The 19928-nt window shown below is 37.0% G+C and carries 19 protein-coding genes; 4 read left to right on the top strand and 15 right to left on the bottom strand.

Going from position 1 to position 19928, the window contains the following annotated elements; all coding sequences use genetic code 11:
- The first annotated feature begins 330 nt into the window (after nucleotides 1-330).
- Nucleotides 331-966 (top strand): NAD(P)-dependent oxidoreductase, encoded by a 636-nt coding sequence (locus ACIGHG_RS13240; protein WP_336471085.1) that lies wholly within the window; start codon nucleotides 331-333, stop codon nucleotides 964-966.
- 42 nt (nucleotides 967-1008) lie between these two features.
- Here the strand turns inward: ACIGHG_RS13240 and ACIGHG_RS13245 are convergent, their stop codons facing one another.
- The 3 genes from ACIGHG_RS13245 to ACIGHG_RS13255 form a co-directional block, all read right to left on the bottom strand.
- Complete coding sequence (locus ACIGHG_RS13245; protein WP_090919615.1) at nucleotides 1009-1440, bottom strand: Rrf2 family transcriptional regulator; 432 nt, start codon at nucleotides 1438-1440, stop codon at nucleotides 1009-1011.
- Nucleotides 1441-1747: 307 nt separating this feature from the next.
- Nucleotides 1748-2974: an ABC transporter permease gene (locus ACIGHG_RS13250; RefSeq protein WP_336471084.1), complete on the bottom strand. Its 1227-nt coding sequence runs from the start codon at nucleotides 2972-2974 to the stop codon at nucleotides 1748-1750.
- Between the two features lie 2 nt (nucleotides 2975-2976).
- Entirely contained in the window at nucleotides 2977-3861 is an 885-nt protein-coding gene (locus ACIGHG_RS13255) for an ABC transporter ATP-binding protein (RefSeq protein ID WP_336471083.1), read from the bottom strand.
- A gap of 211 nt (nucleotides 3862-4072) precedes the next feature.
- On the opposite strand from ACIGHG_RS13255, the gene ACIGHG_RS13260 reads away from it, so the two are divergent.
- The gene (locus ACIGHG_RS13260) at nucleotides 4073-4906 is read left to right on the top strand and encodes a 5'-nucleotidase, lipoprotein e(P4) family (protein ID WP_336471082.1); all 834 of its coding nucleotides are present in this window, start codon (nucleotides 4073-4075) and stop codon (nucleotides 4904-4906) included.
- A 231-nt stretch (nucleotides 4907-5137) separates the two neighbouring features.
- A complete protein-coding gene (locus ACIGHG_RS13265) occupies nucleotides 5138-5929 on the top strand; it encodes a M15 family metallopeptidase (RefSeq protein WP_396548884.1) in 792 nt (263 codons plus the stop codon).
- Between the two features lie 25 nt (nucleotides 5930-5954).
- On the opposite strand, the gene ACIGHG_RS13270 is transcribed toward ACIGHG_RS13265, so the two are convergent.
- From ACIGHG_RS13270 to ACIGHG_RS13285, 4 genes are all read right to left on the bottom strand, one after another.
- A complete protein-coding gene (locus ACIGHG_RS13270; protein WP_336471081.1) occupies nucleotides 5955-6401 on the bottom strand; it encodes an acyl-CoA thioesterase in 447 nt (148 codons plus the stop codon).
- Nucleotides 6402-6670: 269 nt separating this feature from the next.
- Nucleotides 6671-7432 (bottom strand): succinate dehydrogenase iron-sulfur subunit, encoded by a 762-nt coding sequence (gene sdhB, locus ACIGHG_RS13275; RefSeq protein ID WP_090919635.1) that lies wholly within the window; start codon nucleotides 7430-7432, stop codon nucleotides 6671-6673.
- Nucleotides 7425-9218, bottom strand: a complete 1794-nt coding sequence (gene sdhA / locus ACIGHG_RS13280) for a succinate dehydrogenase flavoprotein subunit (protein WP_090919637.1) — start codon at nucleotides 9216-9218, stop codon at nucleotides 7425-7427. The genes sdhB and sdhA overlap by 8 nt, the downstream gene beginning before the upstream one ends.
- A gap of 13 nt (nucleotides 9219-9231) precedes the next feature.
- Nucleotides 9232-9858: a succinate dehydrogenase cytochrome b558 subunit gene (locus ACIGHG_RS13285; protein WP_336471080.1), complete on the bottom strand. Its 627-nt coding sequence runs from the start codon at nucleotides 9856-9858 to the stop codon at nucleotides 9232-9234.
- A 301-nt stretch (nucleotides 9859-10159) separates the two neighbouring features.
- Between ACIGHG_RS13285 and ACIGHG_RS13290 the strand changes: the two genes are divergently transcribed.
- Nucleotides 10160-10609, top strand: coding sequence for a YslB family protein (locus ACIGHG_RS13290; RefSeq protein WP_336471079.1), 450 nt, complete (start codon nucleotides 10160-10162; stop codon nucleotides 10607-10609).
- Nucleotides 10610-10807: 198 nt separating this feature from the next.
- Here the strand turns inward: ACIGHG_RS13290 and uvrC are convergent, their stop codons facing one another.
- The 8 genes from uvrC to ACIGHG_RS13330 all read right to left on the bottom strand — a co-directional run bounded on the left by uvrC (nucleotide 10808) and on the right by ACIGHG_RS13330 (nucleotide 19853).
- The gene (uvrC, locus tag ACIGHG_RS13295) at nucleotides 10808-12589 is read right to left on the bottom strand and encodes an excinuclease ABC subunit UvrC (RefSeq protein ID WP_336471078.1); all 1782 of its coding nucleotides are present in this window, start codon (nucleotides 12587-12589) and stop codon (nucleotides 10808-10810) included.
- Nucleotides 12590-12604: 15 nt separating this feature from the next.
- Nucleotides 12605-14014 (bottom strand): hypothetical protein, encoded by a 1410-nt coding sequence (locus tag ACIGHG_RS13300; protein ID WP_396548888.1) that lies wholly within the window; start codon nucleotides 14012-14014, stop codon nucleotides 12605-12607.
- Between the two features lie 47 nt (nucleotides 14015-14061).
- Nucleotides 14062-14967 (bottom strand): FTR1 family iron permease, encoded by a 906-nt coding sequence (locus tag ACIGHG_RS13305; RefSeq protein ID WP_336471076.1) that lies wholly within the window; start codon nucleotides 14965-14967, stop codon nucleotides 14062-14064.
- An 18-nt stretch (nucleotides 14968-14985) separates the two neighbouring features.
- Complete coding sequence (locus ACIGHG_RS13310) at nucleotides 14986-15741, bottom strand: hypothetical protein (RefSeq protein WP_336471075.1); 756 nt, start codon at nucleotides 15739-15741, stop codon at nucleotides 14986-14988.
- Nucleotides 15742-15804: 63 nt separating this feature from the next.
- Complete coding sequence (locus ACIGHG_RS13315) at nucleotides 15805-16551, bottom strand: glycosyltransferase family 2 protein (protein ID WP_090916505.1); 747 nt, start codon at nucleotides 16549-16551, stop codon at nucleotides 15805-15807.
- On the bottom strand, nucleotides 16551-18023 hold the full coding sequence (locus tag ACIGHG_RS13320) for an alkaline phosphatase family protein (RefSeq protein WP_336471074.1): 1473 nt from the start codon (nucleotides 18021-18023) through the stop codon (nucleotides 16551-16553). Before ACIGHG_RS13320 ends, ACIGHG_RS13315 begins: the two co-directional genes overlap by 1 nt.
- Nucleotides 18011-18973, bottom strand: coding sequence for a lysylphosphatidylglycerol synthase transmembrane domain-containing protein (locus ACIGHG_RS13325; RefSeq protein ID WP_396548891.1), 963 nt, complete (start codon nucleotides 18971-18973; stop codon nucleotides 18011-18013). Before ACIGHG_RS13325 ends, ACIGHG_RS13320 begins: the two co-directional genes overlap by 13 nt.
- The gene (locus tag ACIGHG_RS13330; protein ID WP_336471072.1) at nucleotides 18906-19853 is read right to left on the bottom strand and encodes an SDR family NAD(P)-dependent oxidoreductase; all 948 of its coding nucleotides are present in this window, start codon (nucleotides 19851-19853) and stop codon (nucleotides 18906-18908) included. The genes ACIGHG_RS13325 and ACIGHG_RS13330 overlap by 68 nt, the downstream gene beginning before the upstream one ends.
- Nucleotides 19854-19928 lie beyond the last annotated feature (75 nt).

Below are 19928 nucleotides of genomic sequence, written 5' to 3' on the forward strand. Positions count from 1 at the left end.
ATATCTACACAATGCTTTTGAGCTATATCTTTAAAGGATTCTACGCCATTAAGATAAGCAGTAACAGCCGATAACTTGGTTTCTAAAGAGTATTTTGTCATAAAAAAACTGCACCTCCAATTGTTAGACGGTGTCTAACAATTGGGGTGCAGTTCATTCTCTGCGGTGCCTTTTCTATATTTTATTCCCCTTTCTCCAAATTGTTTTTTATGTTGACAAAGAAATACAGTTGTAACTATAATGGTTACATATAGTTGTAACTGAATCTGTTACAAATTAAATGCAGATGGATACATTTTATATAAAACAAAGTGAAAAAGGAGAATGAATATGAAACTTGCAGTGGTAGGCGCAACTGGTAACATCGGAAAACAAATCATCGAGGAAGCTTTAACACGCGGGCATGAAGTAACAGCGATTGTACGCGACGCATCTCGCGTAGAAACAACACATGAAAACTTACATGTTGTAACAGGTGATATCTTTCATGTAAGCAGCATTGCAAAAGAAGCAGCAAATCATGACGTTTTAATTAGTGCATTTGGTCCTAAACATGGTGAGGATGAGAAACTTGTAGAAGCAACACATTCTTTATTACAAGCAGCAAAACAAGCTGGCGTCTCTCGTCTTGTGTCAGTTGGAGGCGCAGGTAGCTTAGAAGTAACACCTGGCTTACAAGTTGTTGATACACCAGACTTTCCTGCAGAATGGAAGTCAATCGCATTAGCTCATCGCGATGCATTAGAGGTATATAAACAATCCGATTTTAACTGGACGAATTTAAGTCCTGCTGCAATGATCGAACCAGGAGAACGTACAGGCAAATATGTAACAGGTACAGATCAGTTATTAATAGATGAAAATGGTGAAAGTCGCGTTTCCATTCCAAACTACGCTGTTGCTTTATTAGACGAAGTAGAAACTCCTCAATTCCTACGTCAACGCTTCACAGTGCGTAACGCTTAACGAAAAAGAACCTAGCCTTGCATGATAGAAGGCTAGGTTCTTTTATTGTTTTATTTTTTCTTCTAAATTCGTAACGAGCTGTTTTACCTTTACATTTGCAAGAACATTTTCCATTGCTTCTTGCGCTTGCAATAATATAATTTCTAACACATTTTGAATGTTTGCCCCAACTGGACATTGTACATTCGGATTATCATGAAAAGAAAATAAATGTCCTTCTTCCACAACTTCAACTGCTTTGTATACATCAAGTAATGTCACTTCGTCTAAATCCCGAGCTAAAGAAGTACCACCTTTTCCAGCTTGTACATCAACTAGTCCTGCTTTTTTTAGCATTCCTGTAATTCGGCGAATAACGACTGGGTTTGTATTGACACTACCAGCAATCCATTCAGATGTACAACGTGAAGTTTTATCAACTGCTAGTAATGTTAACATATGAACAGCCACCGTAAAACGACTACTAATCCCCACTTGTATTCCCCTCCTTTATTCCATTATCTATCATTCATAAAAAATAACGTACCTTTTATTATATACCACTTTCTTTCGCTATATAAAGTGAAACTTTAATCAGTGGGGGGTTCTTCATCCCCCACTGATTATTAGCCCTCCCAATCGGGCTTTTACGGGCAGTTTATCTCCCACCTTACTTCTTTGCTTTCGCTGAATTTTGAGGCGGGAGTATTACTGCCCACGAATAGCGGGATAAAATAAACAGCATTGTAAATCCAGAGAAAAAATCCTGATTTACTTATAAAAGAATCAGGATTTTTCTGTATTAATGACGCTTTATAAATTTAGCAAGATCTTTAAATTTCACTTTATCGGAATAGCTCATGACACCGTTTACGTAAATACGACTTGCAATAAAGTTTAAGAAGAAGATTGTCGCAAGTAATAACGATAAGGCAATGCTAATTTCTAAAGCGCCAGCTTCTCCAGCTACAACTCGTGAGAATGTGACCATTGGCGTAAAGAAAGGAACATATGAACTAATCACAACAATCGTACTATTTGGGTCTGATAATGATTTAATACTAATGAAAAACGCTGCCATAATTAAAATTGCGACTGGAAATGATACTGATTGTAAGTCTTCTGTTTTTGATACAACAGCTCCAGCCGCTGCATACATCATCGCATATAATAAATAGCCAGTAATGAAAAATACAATAAACAGACTAATAACTTTTACATCTAACTTCGCAAAATCAATCGGAAGACCAAATAAAGACGCATTATCTAAATCTACCCATCCAATTAAAACTGGAACGAGAACACCACATGCAAGGATAGCAATTTGTAGTAACGCTGTTGTAACAACAGCAAGAATTTTAGCGTACATCATATACAGCGGCTTCACTTTCGAAAGCATAATTTCCATAACACGAGAGGATTTTTCTGATGCGATATTCATCGCAATTGTGTTTCCAAACGCTATGATAAACATATAGAGTACAAATATAAACACATATGCAATACCGAAGGAGGAAGCACGATCTTTTATTGCTTCTTCTTTCACCGAAATATCTGTTTGTAATTGCTGCGCCACATCAGACGGCACCTTATGTTTCGAAAGAATCACTTGCGTATATTGCTGTTTCAAATAGTTCGCTATAATAGTAGACGTTTCTTGGCTTGAAAAACCATTGTACATATACGTTACTTCGGGAACTCCATTTTTTTCTTTAACATAAAAGAGACCATCTAACTTTCCTTCTTCAACTTGTTTATGAAGTTTTTCTAACTGTTCTTTCTTTTCTATTCGTATTTGAGCTGATGGCAGAATTTTATTTAGTCCCTCTTCTTGCACTATATATGTCGCACTATCCATTACGATTGCCAACTTATCTTTGTCTTTATTTTTATCTTTATCAGAAGTAAAGTGATTAAAAGCAAAAATTCCAAATACCACTAAAAACAAAATCCCACTTGTAATCAGTGATTTTTTTGAAAGAAATGATTCTCTAAAATAAAATGAAAACACATGAAAAAATTTACGCATTCTTATTTCGCCCTTTCTACAAAGATTTCATTTAAGGTCGGTTCTAGCATTTTAAACTGACGTAAATGCACACCTTGCTCTTGTAATTTTTGTAAGATTGATAGGGCTTCTGTATCTTCCTGAACTTTAATATAAAGATAACCAAGACGCTTCTCATACACAATTTGTAATGTTTGCAATGCTTTTTCATTTTCTTCGTTATCTTCGATTGTTAAGTTTCGAAATCCGTATTCTTTTTTTATATTACTTAAGTGACCTTCTACAACCGCCGCACCTTGCTTTAAAATACACACATGCTGACAAAATGATTCAACTTGTTCCATGCGATGACTCGATAAAATAATTGTTTTCCCTCTTTGAATTTGTTCTTCAATAATATTTGCTAGCATTTCAGCATTTACGGGATCCAATCCACTAAACGGTTCATCTAAAATGAGTAACTCTGGGTCATGTAAAAGCGCTGCGATCAATTGTATTTTTTGTTGATTTCCTTTCGAAAGTTCCCCTGCCAGCTTATACTTATATTCAGGGATTGCTAATTTTCCTAACCAAAAATCAATGGCTGTATCTACTTCTTTCCTTGTCATTCCTTCTAATCTCCCAAAATAGCGAAGCTGATCAATTACTCGACTTTTCGTATACAAACCTCTCTCTTCAGGAAGATAACCAATTGTTACACCACTCTTCGAAATCTCTTTCTTATCCCACGTAATACTGCCCTCATTTGGCGTTAATAAACTTAACAGCATTTTAATGGTTGTTGTTTTTCCTGCACCGTTTCGTCCTAGCAGTCCTAATACTTCGCCCTTCGGCAAGGTAAGATTTAAATGATTCACTGCAACGTTTTCACCAAACTGCTTGGTTAATTGTTGAATCTGCAATGTCATACTTTTCTCTCCTTAAAATTAGTCCTATAAATTTAATAATATGCAAAATACGTATATTTTTACCATATTTTATTATAACATTGCACATACTAATTTATATACGTATATCAATATGCAAAATTGCATATAACTTCATTATATTATTGCGATATAATTAATTATATCACAATAATATAATGAAGAAACGAATTACATACCTTGGGAGGACACTATGAAGAAGAGAAAACTAACAACACTGTTATCTGTTGCATTGTTATCTACAACTTTAACAGCATGCAACACAACAGCAGAACAGACATCAGCAAAAGCAAAAGAAGAAAAAGTCCAACTAACAGATCAACAATTAATGGCTGACTTATGGTATCAAACATCTGGTGAAGCGAAAGCATTATACCACCAAGGCTACAACATTGGTACACTAAAGCTAGATGCAGCTCTTGCTAAGGGAACAAGCAAGAAACCAGCTGTTGTACTAGACTTAGACGAAACTGTTGTTGATAACAGTCCACACCAAGCAATGTCTGTAAAAACAGGAAAAGGCTATCCTTATAAATGGGATGACTGGATTAATAAAGCAGAAGCGGCAGCTCTTCCTGGCTCAATTGACTTCTTAAAACATGCAGAATCAAAAGGCGTAGATATTTACTATATTTCAAATCGTAAAACGAATCAGTTAGATGCGACAATTAAAAATTTAGAACGTATCGGTGCTCCGCAAGCAACGAAAGAACACATCTTGCTACAAGATCCGAAAGAAAAAGGAAAAGAAAAACGTCGTGAACTCGTTTCAACAACGCATGATATCGTCTTATTATTTGGTGATAATTTATCAGACTTCATTGGTTTCGATGGATTATCCACGCAAGATCGTAATAAGAAAGTAGAAGAATTAAAAGCGCAATTTGGCGAGAAATTTATTGTTTTCCCAAATCCTATGTATGGTGACTGGGAAGGCTCTTTATATAACTATGACTTTAAAAAAACAGATGCAGAAAAAGATAAAATTCGTAAAGACAACTTAAAAGCATTTGAAGATAAAAAATAAAGGGTGGCACTGTGCCATCCTTTATTTTTTTCTTATAACATAAAAATAGAGTTAACGGCAGGTTATAATTGTGCCACTTAAAACAGACGGAATAATAATCGACATTTTTTTACAAATTTTTTTCATTTTCATTACATCACGACTCCCTCGTTCCTTTTTATGTAAGATAGATTTATAATGTAAAAAGATATTCAAGTACGAGCAGTTTAGAAAGGACTATATCGGTTAAAAATGATTAAAAAACGAATTATAAAAAGAACTCTTTTAATTTCGATTATTATTCTCATTGTTATTTCTTTAATAAATTTTCTTTCCAAATCTTTCATACATAATCAAGCAGAAGCAGTTGAAACAAAAAAGCATGCTGAACATCCAAAAGAGGAGATTCCACCGTTCCCAAAAGCAAGTACGACAGCAAAAAAAACAGATGATCAATATAGCCTTGTCAATAATCCGGATTCATTACTCGTGTTAGTCAACAAGCATCGAAAGCTACCAGACTCTTATACACCAAGTGATTTAACAAAACCAAATGTTCCGTTTTTATCTCCGAAAGATAAAGAAAAAACATTACTTCGTAAGCCGGCAGCAGATGCCTTAGAAACAATGTTTGAAACAGCAAAAAAACAAGGAATTGAGCTTTCAGCTGTATCTGGATTTCGCTCTTATAAACGACAACAGTCATTACACAATACATACGTAGATCGTCAAGGAAAAGAAGCTGCTGATTCGTTAAGTGCCGTTCCTGGAACAAGCGAGCATCAAACAGGACTTGCTATAGATATTAGCTCTAATTCAGCAAACCTTCAATTGGAGCCTGTATTCGGAGAAACACCTGAAGGAAAATGGGTGGCAGAGCATGCGCACGAATTTGGATTTATTATCCGTTATCCGAAAGATAAAACAAACATTACCGAATATGCTTTTGAGCCATGGCATCTTCGTTTTGTCGGCAATCCGCATGCCACATATTTATATACGCATCACTTGACATTAGAGGAAGCAATGGAAGACAAAAAATAAGAGAGCTATACGCTCTCTTATTTTTTTAATCTACTAACCTTTGTTTCCATTCCACCGACCAAGGTACTCCTTTTCCTGTTTTTTTAGAAGCCTGTACCATCGCTCCTCGCCCCACCAAACAAATCTCTCCTGCCTCATTCTTCACCATATAGTGTAAATCTAAAGATGAATTTCCGACATTTTCCGCTTTTACATACACTTTTAGGTTCTCATCAAAGAACACTTGTTTTAAAAAATTACATTGTAAATCTGCTACTACAATCATCGTTTCTGACGATTCATGCACCCACTCTTGCATAAAACCAAGTTCTTTAAAAAATTCAATACGAGCTTCTTCAAAATAAGTAAACGCAACACCGTTATTCATATGTCCAAACATATCCGTTTCACAAAAACGAACCTTTACAGGAATGTAGAATGAAAATGCACTCGCCCACTCTTCAAAATGTTCAATATAATGAATCTTCTTCACAAACACCCATCTCCTTCTCGTATACTCTCTTTAATATTATTTGATTTTTCGGAAATTTAAAATCAAAATGCATTGCTATACTAAACAAAAAGGAACCTGCACCTCTCTTTGTTTTACCGACGCCCGTGGTAGAAATAGGCACTGACCGCTTCTATGCATGGCCAGATCCTCTCGCCCATCCAAAAAGAAAGAGGTTTTTTATGTTGTGCTTCAACTTGTATTTATATAACTATAAAAATTGCCTCTTCAAACTGAAGAGGCAATCTAGATTAATAGTTATTGTCACTACCAAAAAAATCTTTAAAAGATTGAATCGTTGTGTCACGGTTTAATGCAGCAATCGATGTCGTTAATGGAATTCCTTTTGGACAAGATTGTACACAGTTTTGTGAGTTACCGCAGTTTGCAAGTCCCCCATCACCCATGATTGCACGTAAACGATCCGCTTTATGCATTTCACCCGTTGGATGTGCATTAAATAAACGTGCTTGTGAAAGTGGTGCTGGACCAATAAAGTCAGATTTGTTGTTTACGTTTGGACATGACTCTAAACATACACCACAAGTCATACATTTTGATAATTCATATGCCCACTGACGTTTCTTCTCTGGCATCCTCGGTCCTGGACCTAAGTCATACGTTCCATCAATCGGAATCCATGCTTTTACACGCTTTAACGCGTTAAACATACGACTACGGTCTACTTGCAAATCACGAATAACCGGGAATGTTTTCATTGGTTTTAAGCGAATTGGTTGTTCTAGTTGATCAATAAGTGCTGTACATGATTGACGTGGTTTTCCGTTGATTACCATCGAACATGCTCCGCACACCTCTTCTAAACAGTTCATATCCCAAGCAATAGGTGTTGTCTTGTTCCCTTTTACATCAACAGGGTTACGGCGAATTTCCATTAATGCCGAAATAATATTCATATTTGGGCGATAGGGAATTTCAAATTCTTGATCATACTCCTGTGAGTTCGGGCCGTCTTGTCTTGTAATAATAAGGCGGATTGTTTTCTCAGACATGTTGCTTATCCCCCTTCTCTTCTCCCTTAGCAGCTACTTCATGTTTTGAAGAATAATCACGCTTACGTGGTTTGATTAATGAAATATCAACGTCTTCGTAATGGAATGCTGGTGCCTTTCCTTCTCCTTCAAACTTCGCCATTGTTGTTTTTAAGAAGTTCTCATCATCACGATCTGGGAATTCTGGTTTATAATGTGCACCGCGGCTTTCATTACGGTTATATGCACCAATTGTAATAACACGAGCTAATTCAAGCATATTTGCCAGTTGACGTGTAAACGAAGCACCTTGGTTACTCCATTTCGCCGTATCGTTAATGTTAATGTGTTTATAACGTTCCATTAACTCTTCGATTTTCGCATCTGTTTCTAATAATTTTTTATTTTCACGAACTACTGTTACATTATCTGTCATCCATTCTCCAAGCTCTTTATGAAGAACATATGCATTCTCATTACCATCTAACGTTAAAATATTATTGAATTTTTCTGTTTCAATTAATTCATTTTGCTCATATACAGCAGATGAAACAGCATCAGATGATTTTGAAAGTCCTTTCATGTATTCAATTGCATTTGGTCCCGCTACCATTCCGCCGTAAATCGCTGAAAGTAATGAGTTAGCACCTAGTCGGTTACCACCATGCATTGAATAATCACACTCACCAGCTGCAAATAACCCTGGAATACTTGTCATTTGCTTATAGTCAACCCATAGTCCGCCCATTGAGTAATGAACAGCCGGGAAGATTTTCATCGGTAGTTTACGAGGATCATCACCTGTGAATTTTTCATAGATTTCAATAATTCCACCAAGTTTAATATCTAGTTCTTTCGGATCTTTATGAGAAAGATCTAGATATACCATATTTTCACCGTTAATACCTAACTTTTGCTCTACGCAAACATCAAAGATTTCACGTGTTGCGATATCACGAGGTACAAGGTTTCCGTATGCAGGATATTTCTCTTCTAAGAAGTACCATGGTTTACCGTCTTTATACGTCCAAACGCGTCCACCTTCACCACGTGCAGATTCACTCATAAGACGTAACTTATCGTCCCCAGGAATTGCAGTCGGGTGAATTTGAATGAACTCACCATTTGCATAATATGCACCTTGTTGATATACAGCAGATGCTGCTGTACCTGTATTAATAATAGAATTTGTAGATTTTCCGAAGATGATACCAGGGCCCCCTGTTGCCATAATTACAGCATCAGCTCGGAAACTTTTAATTTCCATAGATTGTAAGTCTTGCGCTACGATTCCACGACATACACCTTCGTCATCGACAACAGCGCGTAAGAAATCCCAGCCCTCATATTTCGTAACAAGACCTGCTACTTCATGACGGCGTACTTGCTCATCTAACGCATATAATAATTGTTGTCCTGTTGTTGCACCAGCGAATGCTGTACGGTGATGCTGCGTTCCACCGAAGCGGCGGAAGTCTAGTAATCCTTCTTCCGTACGGTTAAACATTACACCCATGCGATCCATTAAGTGAATAATACCAGGTGCTGCATCGCACATCGCTTTTACAGGAGGTTGGTTCGCTAAGAAATCTCCTCCATAAATTGTATCGTCAAAGTGGATCCATGGAGAATCCCCTTCACCTTTTGTATTTACAGCACCGTTAATGCCGCCTTGCGCGCATACAGAGTGAGAACGTTTCACTGGTACTAAAGAGAATAGTTCTACATTCACGCCTGCTTCCGCTGCTTTAATCGTTGCCATTAAGCCGGCTAATCCACCGCCAACTACGATAAGTTTCCCTTTCATGCTCTCCCACTCCTTACAAGTTTGCTAGATTCGGATTAATGAACGCAAATAATGCGCTCACTCCTACGTACGATAATATTAAGAAAACTGCTAATGTTACATACGTAGAAATACGCTGTGAACGTGGTGATACTGTGATACCCCAGCTAATAAAGAATGTCCATAATCCATTTGCAAAGTGGAAAATAGCTGATAAAATCCCAACTAAATAGAAGCCAAACATAAATGGATTGCCTAAAATATTTGCCATCATATCATAGTTTACCGTTTGTCCAAGCGCAGCCTGAATGCGAGTTTCCCAAACGTGCCAAGCTAGGAATATAAGTGTAAACACACCAGTAAATCGTTGCAGAACGAACATCCAGTTACGGAAATAGCTGTAAGATGTTGCATTGTTCTTAGCTGTAAATGCGATATATAAACCGTATACAGCATGGTACAGCAATGGTAAGAAAATTACAAAAATCTCCAATGCGTACCGAAATGGAAGCTGTTCCATAACATGAGCAGCACTATTAAAAGCCTCTGCTCCTCTTGTTGCAAAGTTGTTTATTACTAAGTGTTGCGTCATAAAGACGCCAATTGGAATGACACCCATTAACGAGTGCCACTTGCGAAATGTATACTCGCGGCCTTTCATGTCCCCATTACCCCCTCGAATGTTTGACTGCTGTTTGTCACATTACTTTATAACAATAGCATTTTTCCACTATTGTTATAAGAAAAACTGAAAAAATTATTCGAAATATTTCAGCATAATTTGATAACAAATTCATTTTACTCCTATTTTTGTCGAAGCGTCAAGAAAACGTATACATAATCTATATATAATTTTCATATTCTTTTTTCATTCTCTACATCAGATTTTTTCCAAAGAAATAGCTGTGTTTATCTATATAAAATGGTATATAATATTGGCAGTATAGAAAGTGGGGAATATTGTGAGTACAAAAAAAATCGAGAGCGAATCTTTACAAAATATTTCAATCAATGCATTTGCCTATGAATTGCTTCGGGGAGAATTACTCCCTGACTTAATAGGGAAAGAATTAGATGCCATTTTATATTGGGCTGGCAGAAACTTAGCACGAAAATATCCGTTAGAAACAATCGATGAAATAAGCCAATTTTTCGAAAAAGCTGGTTGGGGTGACTTAACGGTTATTGAACATAAACGTCGTGAAATGCACTTTAAACTAACAGGTGCTCTTATTGAAGAACGCCAGCAACAAAAGAGACATTCTTCTTACCAATTAGAAGCTGGTTTTATTGCCGAGCAAATTCAAAAGCAGCGTAGTGTGATTGCTGAATCTTACGAAGAGCAGAAAAAGCGCTCTAGCTCTGTTACATTCCTTGTGCAATGGGATGCAAAAGATCCTGTCGAAGTATAATGCACATTCATAAGTCAACTAGACACGACCATGTCCAGTTGACTTTTTTTATCCCGCTATTTGCGGACATGCGCCCCGCTAATGAAAGTTTTACTTTCTCTACATAAATCCATTTTAATTTTTCAATGCATAAACAGTCACTTTATATTATTTGCGACATTTTTTGATTATAACCAAAAAAATAGAAGACATTGCTACCTACAATGTCTTCCCTGTTAAATACGTATGAATGGTTTCGGCTATGTTTTGCGGCATTCCAGCTTCTATAATGTCTGTAACAGATGCTTCTTTCATTTTCTTAAGAGAGCCAAAATGTTTTAAAAGTGTTTTCTTTCGTTTTTCCCCGACTCCTGGTATATCATCCAATGCCGATTGAATAACAGATTTCCCATGAATTTGACGATGAAACGTAATCGCAAAGCGGTGCACTTCGTCTTGAATACGCTGCAATAAGTAAAACTCTTGACTGTTACGCTCTAGCAGAACAGGTTCCGGTGGTTCACCAATTATTAAATGGGATGTGCGATGTTTATCATCTTTCACAAGCCCTGCTGTTGGAATAGAAAGACCGAGTTCATTTTCTAACACATCACATACTGCAGCGAGATGACCTTTCCCACCATCAATTACAATTAAATCTGGAAGTGGTAAGCTTTCTTTTAAAACACGTGTATAACGACGGCGCACAACTTCACGCATCGATTCATAATCATCAGGTCCTTGCACCGTTTTAATTTTATATTTACGGTACTCTTTTTTGGCAGGTTTTCCATCGTTAAATACAATCATCGCGGAAACCGGATTTGTTCCTTGAATGTTAGAATTATCAAATGCTTCAATTCTATGCGGCGTTTCTATCCCTAGCTGTTCTCCTAATTTTTCGACCGCCTTAATGGAGCGTTCTTCGTCGCGTTCAATTAAATAAAATTTTTCATGCAGTGCAATTTTAGCATTCTTACTCGCTAAGTCGACAAGTTCCTTTTTCTGGCCCCGTTTTGGCTGCGTTGCATCTACGTCTAAAAACTTTCCAATCAATTCATGATCAATGCTGCTTGGTACAACAATTTCTTTCGGTTTAAAGTGATTATTTTGTTCATAAAATTGTCCGATAAACGTTAGGAATCCTTCTTCCGGATCATCATAAATCGGAAACATCGAAACATCCCGTTCAATCAACTTTCCTTTTCGAACGAAAAATACTTGCACGCACATCCAACCTTTATCAACCGCATAACCAAACACATCGCGGTCGACTAAGTCACTCATAATCATCTTCTGCTTTTCCATTATTGCATCCATATGAGCAATTTGATCTCGCAATTCTTTCGCTCGTTCAAACTCTAATTTTTCCGATGCTTCATACATTTTCGTTTCCAATTCCGAACGAATCTCTTTATGTCCACCATTTAAAAACTTAATAATTCCATCTACAATTTCTTTATTTTGTTCATCTGTTACCTCTTGTACACAAGGCGCTAAGCATTGTCCCATATGATAATATAAACAAACTTTATCTGGTATATTTGTACATTTCCGAAGCGGATACATACGATCTAACAATTTTTTCGTTTCATGAGCTGACTGTGAATTTGGATATGGACCAAAATATTTCCCTTTATCCTTTTTTACATTTCTCGTAATAAGCAAACGCGGTTGTTTTTCAGCTGTAATTTTAATAAATGGGTATGTTTTATCATCTTTTAATTGGATATTATACTTCGGATCATATTTTTTAATTAAATTTAACTCTAAAATAAGAGCCTCTAAATTTGAAGAAGTGACAATATATTCAAAGTCAACAATTTCTTCTACAAGCCGAAGTGTTTTTCCATCATGTGAACCAGTAAAATACGAGCGCACACGATTTTTTAACACCTTTGCCTTCCCGACATAGATAACTGTTCCTTGCTTATCTTTCATTAAATAACAGCCCGGTTGGTCCGGTAAAATCGCTAGTTTTTCTTTTAAATACTCGTGCACGCGCTCTCTCCTCTCTTACCTTTTCCACTCGTATAACACGATTGTATGATAAACAGGGTCAAATAGCGGGTTAGAACGAAAGACGGCAACTTCTTTTACCTGTCCTTTTATATCAACCCCTTGTTTTTGAAACCCTTCAATTAAATGGTTCGTAACGTATATTGTATCATTCTTATGATATTTTTTATCTTGTAAAAAATAGTCATATGTGTAAAAGCGTTTATGTTCATATGGTACATGCAAATATTCCATAATCCGTGTCTCTTCCCATGTATATACGATGAACGGCTGCTGTTTTTCTTGTAAATACGACACAAGCTGATACGTTGCAGGTACAGCTTCTTTTTGTTCCTGCATAAGCGGTATACTAATAACAAGTTGAAACGTTGCAAATAACAGCAATAAAATTCCGCTATGCCTTTTTAACCATGAAATAGCAAGTACGCAAAGTACTATTGCTACAATTGGATAAGAGTGACGCGGTTTATCAATATTTTGTCCAAGTAAATTCCACACAAAATATACAATGCCGAGCGCGATTAACAATTTCGGATAGCAACGTATGTTCTTCCATTGTAAAACAAATAGAAGCAAAAAGAAAAGAAAGAAACTTGTAAGAACATACGAATGGACACCTATCCCTGCAAATCCAATATTCTCGGAAAGCAAACGAAACAGACGTGATATAAGCGGTTCACTCGTTTCTGTAACAGCACCGCCCCATTCTGTAAAATGACCTTCTACAAATCCAAACGAAATTTTCCATAGTCCCTCTACACCGCCGATATTCCAAATAAGCGCTCCAATCCATACAAGCTGAGAAAGAACAGCTGTACAGCATATGATAATAAACCGCCATTTTTCTTCATGCCACTGCTGCCATACTAGTACAATAAGCGCGATTCCAAATGGTGCATATGATACACGTATTCCCATCAATACCGCGAAGAAAATGACTGGCCAAAATTGAGCTCGAAATTCATTCGTGCGAAATGCACGCTCTACACTCCACAAATACCACCATAGCACTGCTAATGCTGCTCCCTCTGACATTGGCTGTGTTACTAAAATGGAAAAATAACCGCTCGTTTGCAGTGCAGCTACAACAATAAGAGCACTCGTTTTACTTACATAATGACGTGCCATCCAATACATTGGAAAAGCCGCAGTCAGTGCCATAACCGCATTAAAAATCCCTAACGATTGCACAGGACTTTCTATAAAAAGGTGCGTCATCATTCCCCCTAAAATAAAAAATGGATAACCCGGGAAATGAGGTTGCATCGCTAATATGTCATATTGTTTTAGCGCAAGCGAAAAGTCTACTTCATCCCACGAGGCAGCAAACGGACTTGCATAAAAAAAACGAATAACAATCGCACTTGAAAACAGAATAATTGCCCATATACGTAATACTCGATTCATCTTATTTCCTTTCTGCAAAAAAAGTACAAGGAATATTCCTTGTACTTTTAGCTTACTGATTTATTTGCTTCGACTTCAGTTTTCTTTTTTTCAACAGGTTTTTTAAAAACAATTAACATATAAAGGACAACAAAATAACCGATATATGCAAGGATTTCTTCAAGTGATGGCATCGAAGAATATCCTAAAAATGCTTTTAAGAAAATACCGATATCACCGGAAAGAAGCGGCGCAATACCATGATCACGCAAGTAATGATCATAATCAATCGGATGCTCCGGAAGCAGCCACGTAATATCGTATACGTGCGGCATCACACTGCCAAGTATTTTTAAATCTTGGAGTATGGAAATACCTTGTACAAGAAGTCCCGCTGCAATGAAGACAATAAATACTCCCGTTACTCTAAAGAATACTTTTAGTGAAATACGCATCGTTCCTTTAAAGAAAAAGTAGCTGACAAGAACTGCAACAAGAACTCCTGTAATTGCTCCCCACCCTTGCATTGCTGCTTCAATATTTCCGCCTGTAATCGCAGCAAAGAAGAACACTGTTTCAACGCCTTCTCGTAGCACAACAAGAAAGGAGTGTACGACCATCCCAATTACGTTTCCAGTCGTAATATAATGACTCATTTTACTTTCCATAGTGCCTTTTATATTTTTGCTATGTTCTGCCATCCAAAATACCATTTGTGTAAGCAAAATAACGGAAATGAACATAATCGATATCTTTAAATACATCTCACTTCCCATTGCGGCAAAGCCAGTAAACACAACTTGGAAGACAAGAGCAACAATATAACTTGCTACAACCGCAAGGCCTGCTCCTAACCAAACGTATTTCACAAACTGCTTATTATCCGTACGCTTTAAATACGTAGTAATAATCCCAACAATGAGCAATGCTTCTAATACTTCACGAAATGTAATAAGAAATGCCTGTAATTGCATCGCTCTTCCTCCTCATTCTTACTTACGTTTTCGCATTGCGTATACAATAACTCCAACAAGTATAAGTACTATAACAACAATTGGAGCCCAGTTTTTCAATTTGCTTAAATCTGTCCATTCTGTTTTGCCTGCGCTTTTTGAAGCTTCTTCTTTTCCGCTCGCATCAAAATGGCCAACTCTGAAATCTTTAATTTTAAATTCTTTTTGTAAACTTGTTAAAATAACATCTTTACTTTTCTTGAAAGCATCTTGATTTGCTTCCTTTTGTCCTACTCCAAATAAGCCTGGATTTCCAAGTGATTCTAATGCTTTGTTAAATTCATCTTTTAAAGTTGTATCTAACTCTTTATTATGCTGTGCAACAACTGGTGATAACGCTTCATATGTTGCAAATGCTTTTGCTAATAAACGTTTACTTGTATCATAATCTTTAAATTGTTCATCAACATTTGTTAAACGACGATTAATATTAAGAGCAAGAATTTTTTGCATATCAGCAATAAGATCTTCTTTATTTTTCTTATCAAAATCGTTCATAATTGCTTTAGTTGGTTCTTTTCCCATGTGCTGATCAATTTCTGTCTGCACATTTTCATATGCTTTCTTTGCTTCTGTAAAGTTTGGCGGATTTTCATCTAACTTCGCGACCATTTGCTTATATGCCTCTGCAACCTTTTCCTCGTTCGGATTTCCGTACGAATAAGCAAATGCACTTGTATGTATCGAGAATAGTAAAAAAACACCAACAAATAATGAAGTAATTATTTTTTTCATAAACGTTCCTCCTAAAGAGATGATAATAATTATCACTTTCAATGTCAAGAAAAGAAATACTCACTATGAGCATTTCTTTTCTCTTGCTAATACATGCGCTTCATAATCAATTATAACTTTCTCTACCGGGCGTCTCATCTCTTTCCAAATTGCGGGAAAAACGCGCGTCATATACTTACGAAACGAAATAAACGACTCCCCTGTTTCACGCACTTTATACGTAATCGGTACTTCCTGAACTCGAAATCCTTTTCGCACTAAATTTAGTGTAATCACTTGTGCATAATTGTAATCATGCACAATTTCCCCGTGCTCCATCGCTTGCCGTGAAAAAGCACGCATCCCTGATTGACCATCACGAATCCATTTACGTAGCAATATACATTGCAGCATCGTAAAACAATAGTTTCCAAGCCGTCTATGCAGTTTCATACCGCTAATGGTACCGCGAAAACGTGATCCCATTGTATAATCTGCTTTTCCTTCCAAAATGGGCTGCAATATATTCGGAATTTCATCTGCTGGATATTCATCATCCGCATCAATCATCACACTAATATCAGCTCCCAGTCGATAGCTCTCCTTGAGGCCTGCTCGAACAGCTGCACCTAAACCGCCATTTTTTGCAAATGAAACGATATGATCTGCTCCTGCTTCTTTTGCAACTTCTACCGTTCTGTCTGTTGAACCGTCATCAATGATAAGAACTTCTACTGTTACACTCGGATGAAAATGACGCGGTACTTTTCGAATAACATGCGCAATGGATTCTTCTTCATTTAGGGCTGGTATAAATACAATCACTTTCATTACTTTTCCTGCTCCTTTAACGCTTCCACTAACACAGGACCACGGCTATGTGATGGATACGGTGCACCTAATAAATAAGCAAGTGTTGGTGCCATAGAAACGAGGCTTTTCTTCTCTTCTATTTTCACACCTTGTTTAATATGGGGACCGTACATAAAGAATGGCACAAAACGTTCTCCCTCATCTAAATGGCCATGACCGCCAATTCCATCTGCCTGTCCATGATCAGCACAAATGATAAACGTCGTATTCTCTGCTTTTCCTGTTTTCTCTAAATGCTCGATAAAATGTTTCACATGCTGGTCTGCTTCATAAATTTTTTGTAAATACTCATCATATAATACACCGCGGCTATGTCCCGTTTGATCTGTTGAAATGAGTTGTACAATAAAAAGATCTGGGTCTTGTTCATCCATAATTTGTTTCGCCTTCTCCATAATCTTTCCATCCACAACATCATTTTTCATCACAGCTGTAAATGTTTCTACATCTTCACCAAACGCATCGACTAAATGCGCAACGGCTAGCATTTTTCCTGTTTTGTCTACTTTTCGAAGCGAATCAAAAATACTTTCTACGTTCACACCGTGTTTCCAAACCATGTTCGATTTAATGCCATGCTCAAACGAATACGTCCCTGTAAACATAGAGGAGAAACATACAACAGTACGAGCTGGATACACCGTTTCCATGTTTAAAAACTCCGTCCCTTTTTTTCGAAGAGAATCTAAATACGGTGTATGCGCTGCTTCAAAACGATCTTTACGCATGCCGTCAATAACAATGACAACTACTTTTTCATTCAGTGCTTCTTTATTTTCAGGCATATTTTCCGTATAAGTTGGAATTGCTTTTGGCTGCCAATCAAATAAATTACGATGCAAGATAATTGTATATAGTGCAAGAGCACCGTAAAACATAATAATTGTTTTCCAATCTACTGCACCTAGCGTACCGCCTTCTTGGAAGAAAAGATAATAATAATACCAAAGCGATAACAATAGTAAAAACTTTGGCATTTGCTCCTGGGCATTTCCACTTGTAGAATCACTGTTCTTTAACACGAGTTTCCAAAAACGTGTAAAGTTTAGCCAAGACGTTCCAATGCGCAAATGATAATATAACGTTCCCCAAAATAAGATTGTAAAGAAAAAATATAATCCTAATGCAAATAATAATAACGGTATGTGTACCGTTTTAAAGACGATTAAATAGACAACGAACGGTAGCCACAAGTAATTTCGTAAAAACAATGGAAAATCAAACAAATAATATAAAACGAGTAGCGGAACAATGAATAAAAAACCACTAAAAAAGGCAGGAACAAAACCCGGTTGTCCAAACTGTGAAATAGAAAACAACAAAAATGTACCGAATACAAAAATCGGTGTAAATGGTTTCCCTTCATTTAGTAGGTTCCAACAGCGCGCCGCTACTTTTTCAAATTTTGACGCTTTCTTTACTTCTTCCAACGAATTTTTTCTCCCTTCTGACTGAAAAATGAGCGTAATTCCATCGGATATAATAGTAATAGTATTACGCCCACACCATAAGAAAATATAAATTTAAAACCATGACTCATTAACGACCATTGGTAGGCATCAGATTGCATGGTTCCTACTGCTTGCAATGCTAATGTCATAACGGTCTCATACGTACCAATTCCGCCTGGTGTTAGTTGAAACACTTGTCCAGCAATGGTCACGCTATTTACCCAAACGGCTTGCACAAATGATAAAGGCTTAGCGATTTCATAAATTACAAATGCCTCGCAAATCCAGCTCAGCATAATAAGCAAGAGAATCATTCCGCCTTGTAGAGTAAATAGTGACTCTTTCAGTTGCTTCCACTGCTTTTCTGCAAATTGAGGTACTTTCTTATATAAGAGAAATAACATCACGCTTCCTATACATACACACGTTAGAATAACAGAAACATTAAGTAAAATACTTCTCCATAATAGTAACATACCCGCTGCCCCAAACAGACCGAGAATAAACAGATCTAGTATACGAAGTACAACGACAGATTGCGCCGCTTCTCCTAATGTTACTTTCTTCTCTCTTGTAATCGTCGTAATGCGAACAGCATCTCCTACTTTTAGCGGAGAAACATGATTAATGAATAAACTATACAACAGTCCATATAATGCCTCTTTCATCGTAATGCGATGATGAAGATATAATTTCCATGCATATGCACGAAATAAAAAAGCGATGCTGTACATCATAACGAGAAGCATAATTGTGTACGGCTGTCTCCATAAATCTTGAAGATGTTTCCATAATGAGGATGCTTCAAACGATCGCCATGACAAAAGAAAAAAGATACATAGCAAAAAAACACCGCAAATATTAAACAATATCCGAATATTGTTTCGCCCACGCAACGGTTCGTTCCAACCCTTCTGCAAAAGATACACGCGGCCTATATCCAAGTTGTTCTTGCGCTTTTGAAATATCTGCCCACGTTGATGTTACGTCCCCTTTTCTATGCGCTTCTCTCCTTACACGCATAAACGGGAAATGTGTTTCTAACTGCGCGAGTAATTCTGTCATTAAAATAGGCGCGTTAGACCCCAGATTATATACATCACTATGATTTGATTGTAATGTAAGAGCGATTCCTTCTGTAATATCATCGATATACGTATAATCACGACCTGTACCTGTTCCGTACACAACAATTTCTTCCTCGTTTAATAATTTTCGAATGAAGCTTGCAATTGCCATATCCGGACGTCCCCACGGTCCATATACAGTAAAGAACCGTAAAATATTCATTTGAAATCCGTACATATATTGATACGCATGACAAAGAGATTCTGCTCCGTATTTGGATGCAGCATACGGTGAAAGAACACGACCGTTTGCCATTTCCTCTCGCAACGGCATCCCTGTCTGCTCTCCATATACAGAAGAAGACGATGCAAAAATAACATGCTTCACATTTTCTTCGCCGGCACATGTTAATACGTTGCTTGTCCCTTTTATATTAATATCAACGTAAGCACCTGGTATTTCAAGCGATGGTCTTACACCTGGAAAGCCGGCTAAATGAATCACCGCATCGATTTTCTCTTGCTGCATCACAGCTTTCACATCATCTTTTTGTAAAATATCACATTCATAAAATGGAACGTTCCCAACTTTCTGGACTTGTTCTAATTGAAAAAGTTTTCTAGACTTCGCATAATAAGAGTGAAAATTATCAAGAAGCACAACTTGTTTACCTTGCTCTAATAATTTCAACGCAAGGTGACTTCCGATAAAACCCGCTCCTCCAGTAATTAATACTTTCATTTCGTTCACCACCTTCTATCACCCTATGCAAAAGAAGAAACCTTGTCAAGGCAAGGTTTCTTCAAAAGAATATAG

Source organism: Bacillus sp. NPDC077411 (assembly GCF_044543425.1).
GTDB classification, from domain to species: Bacteria; Bacillota; Bacilli; order Bacillales; family Bacillaceae_G; genus Bacillus_A; species Bacillus_A bruguierae.

Excerpts from the sequence above, each read along its gene's own strand:
- ACIGHG_RS13240 (WP_336471085.1), top strand. The coding sequence starts at position 331 with ATGAAACTTGCAGTGGTAGGCGCAACTGGTAACATCGGAAAACAAATC.
- ACIGHG_RS13250 (WP_336471084.1), bottom strand. The coding sequence starts at position 2,974 with ATGCGTAAATTTTTTCATGTGTTTTCATTTTATTTTAGAGAATCATTT.
- ACIGHG_RS13255 (WP_336471083.1), bottom strand. The coding sequence starts at position 3,861 with ATGACATTGCAGATTCAACAATTAACCAAGCAGTTTGGTGAAAACGTT.
- ACIGHG_RS13260 (WP_336471082.1), top strand. The coding sequence starts at position 4,073 with ATGAAGAAGAGAAAACTAACAACACTGTTATCTGTTGCATTGTTATCT.
- ACIGHG_RS13265 (WP_396548884.1), top strand. The coding sequence starts at position 5,138 with ATGATTAAAAAACGAATTATAAAAAGAACTCTTTTAATTTCGATTATT.
- sdhB (WP_090919635.1), bottom strand. The coding sequence starts at position 7,432 with ATGTCTGAGAAAACAATCCGCCTTATTATTACAAGACAAGACGGCCCG.
- sdhA (WP_090919637.1), bottom strand. The coding sequence starts at position 9,218 with ATGAAAGGGAAACTTATCGTAGTTGGCGGTGGATTAGCCGGCTTAATG.
- ACIGHG_RS13285 (WP_336471080.1), bottom strand. The coding sequence starts at position 9,858 with ATGAAAGGCCGCGAGTATACATTTCGCAAGTGGCACTCGTTAATGGGT.
- ACIGHG_RS13300 (WP_396548888.1), bottom strand. The coding sequence starts at position 14,014 with ATGAATCGAGTATTACGTATATGGGCAATTATTCTGTTTTCAAGTGCG.
- ACIGHG_RS13305 (WP_336471076.1), bottom strand. The coding sequence starts at position 14,967 with ATGCAATTACAGGCATTTCTTATTACATTTCGTGAAGTATTAGAAGCA.
- ACIGHG_RS13310 (WP_336471075.1), bottom strand. The coding sequence starts at position 15,741 with ATGAAAAAAATAATTACTTCATTATTTGTTGGTGTTTTTTTACTATTC.
- ACIGHG_RS13315 (WP_090916505.1), bottom strand. The coding sequence starts at position 16,551 with ATGAAAGTGATTGTATTTATACCAGCCCTAAATGAAGAAGAATCCATT.
- ACIGHG_RS13330 (WP_336471072.1), bottom strand. The coding sequence starts at position 19,853 with ATGAAAGTATTAATTACTGGAGGAGCGGGTTTTATCGGAAGTCACCTT.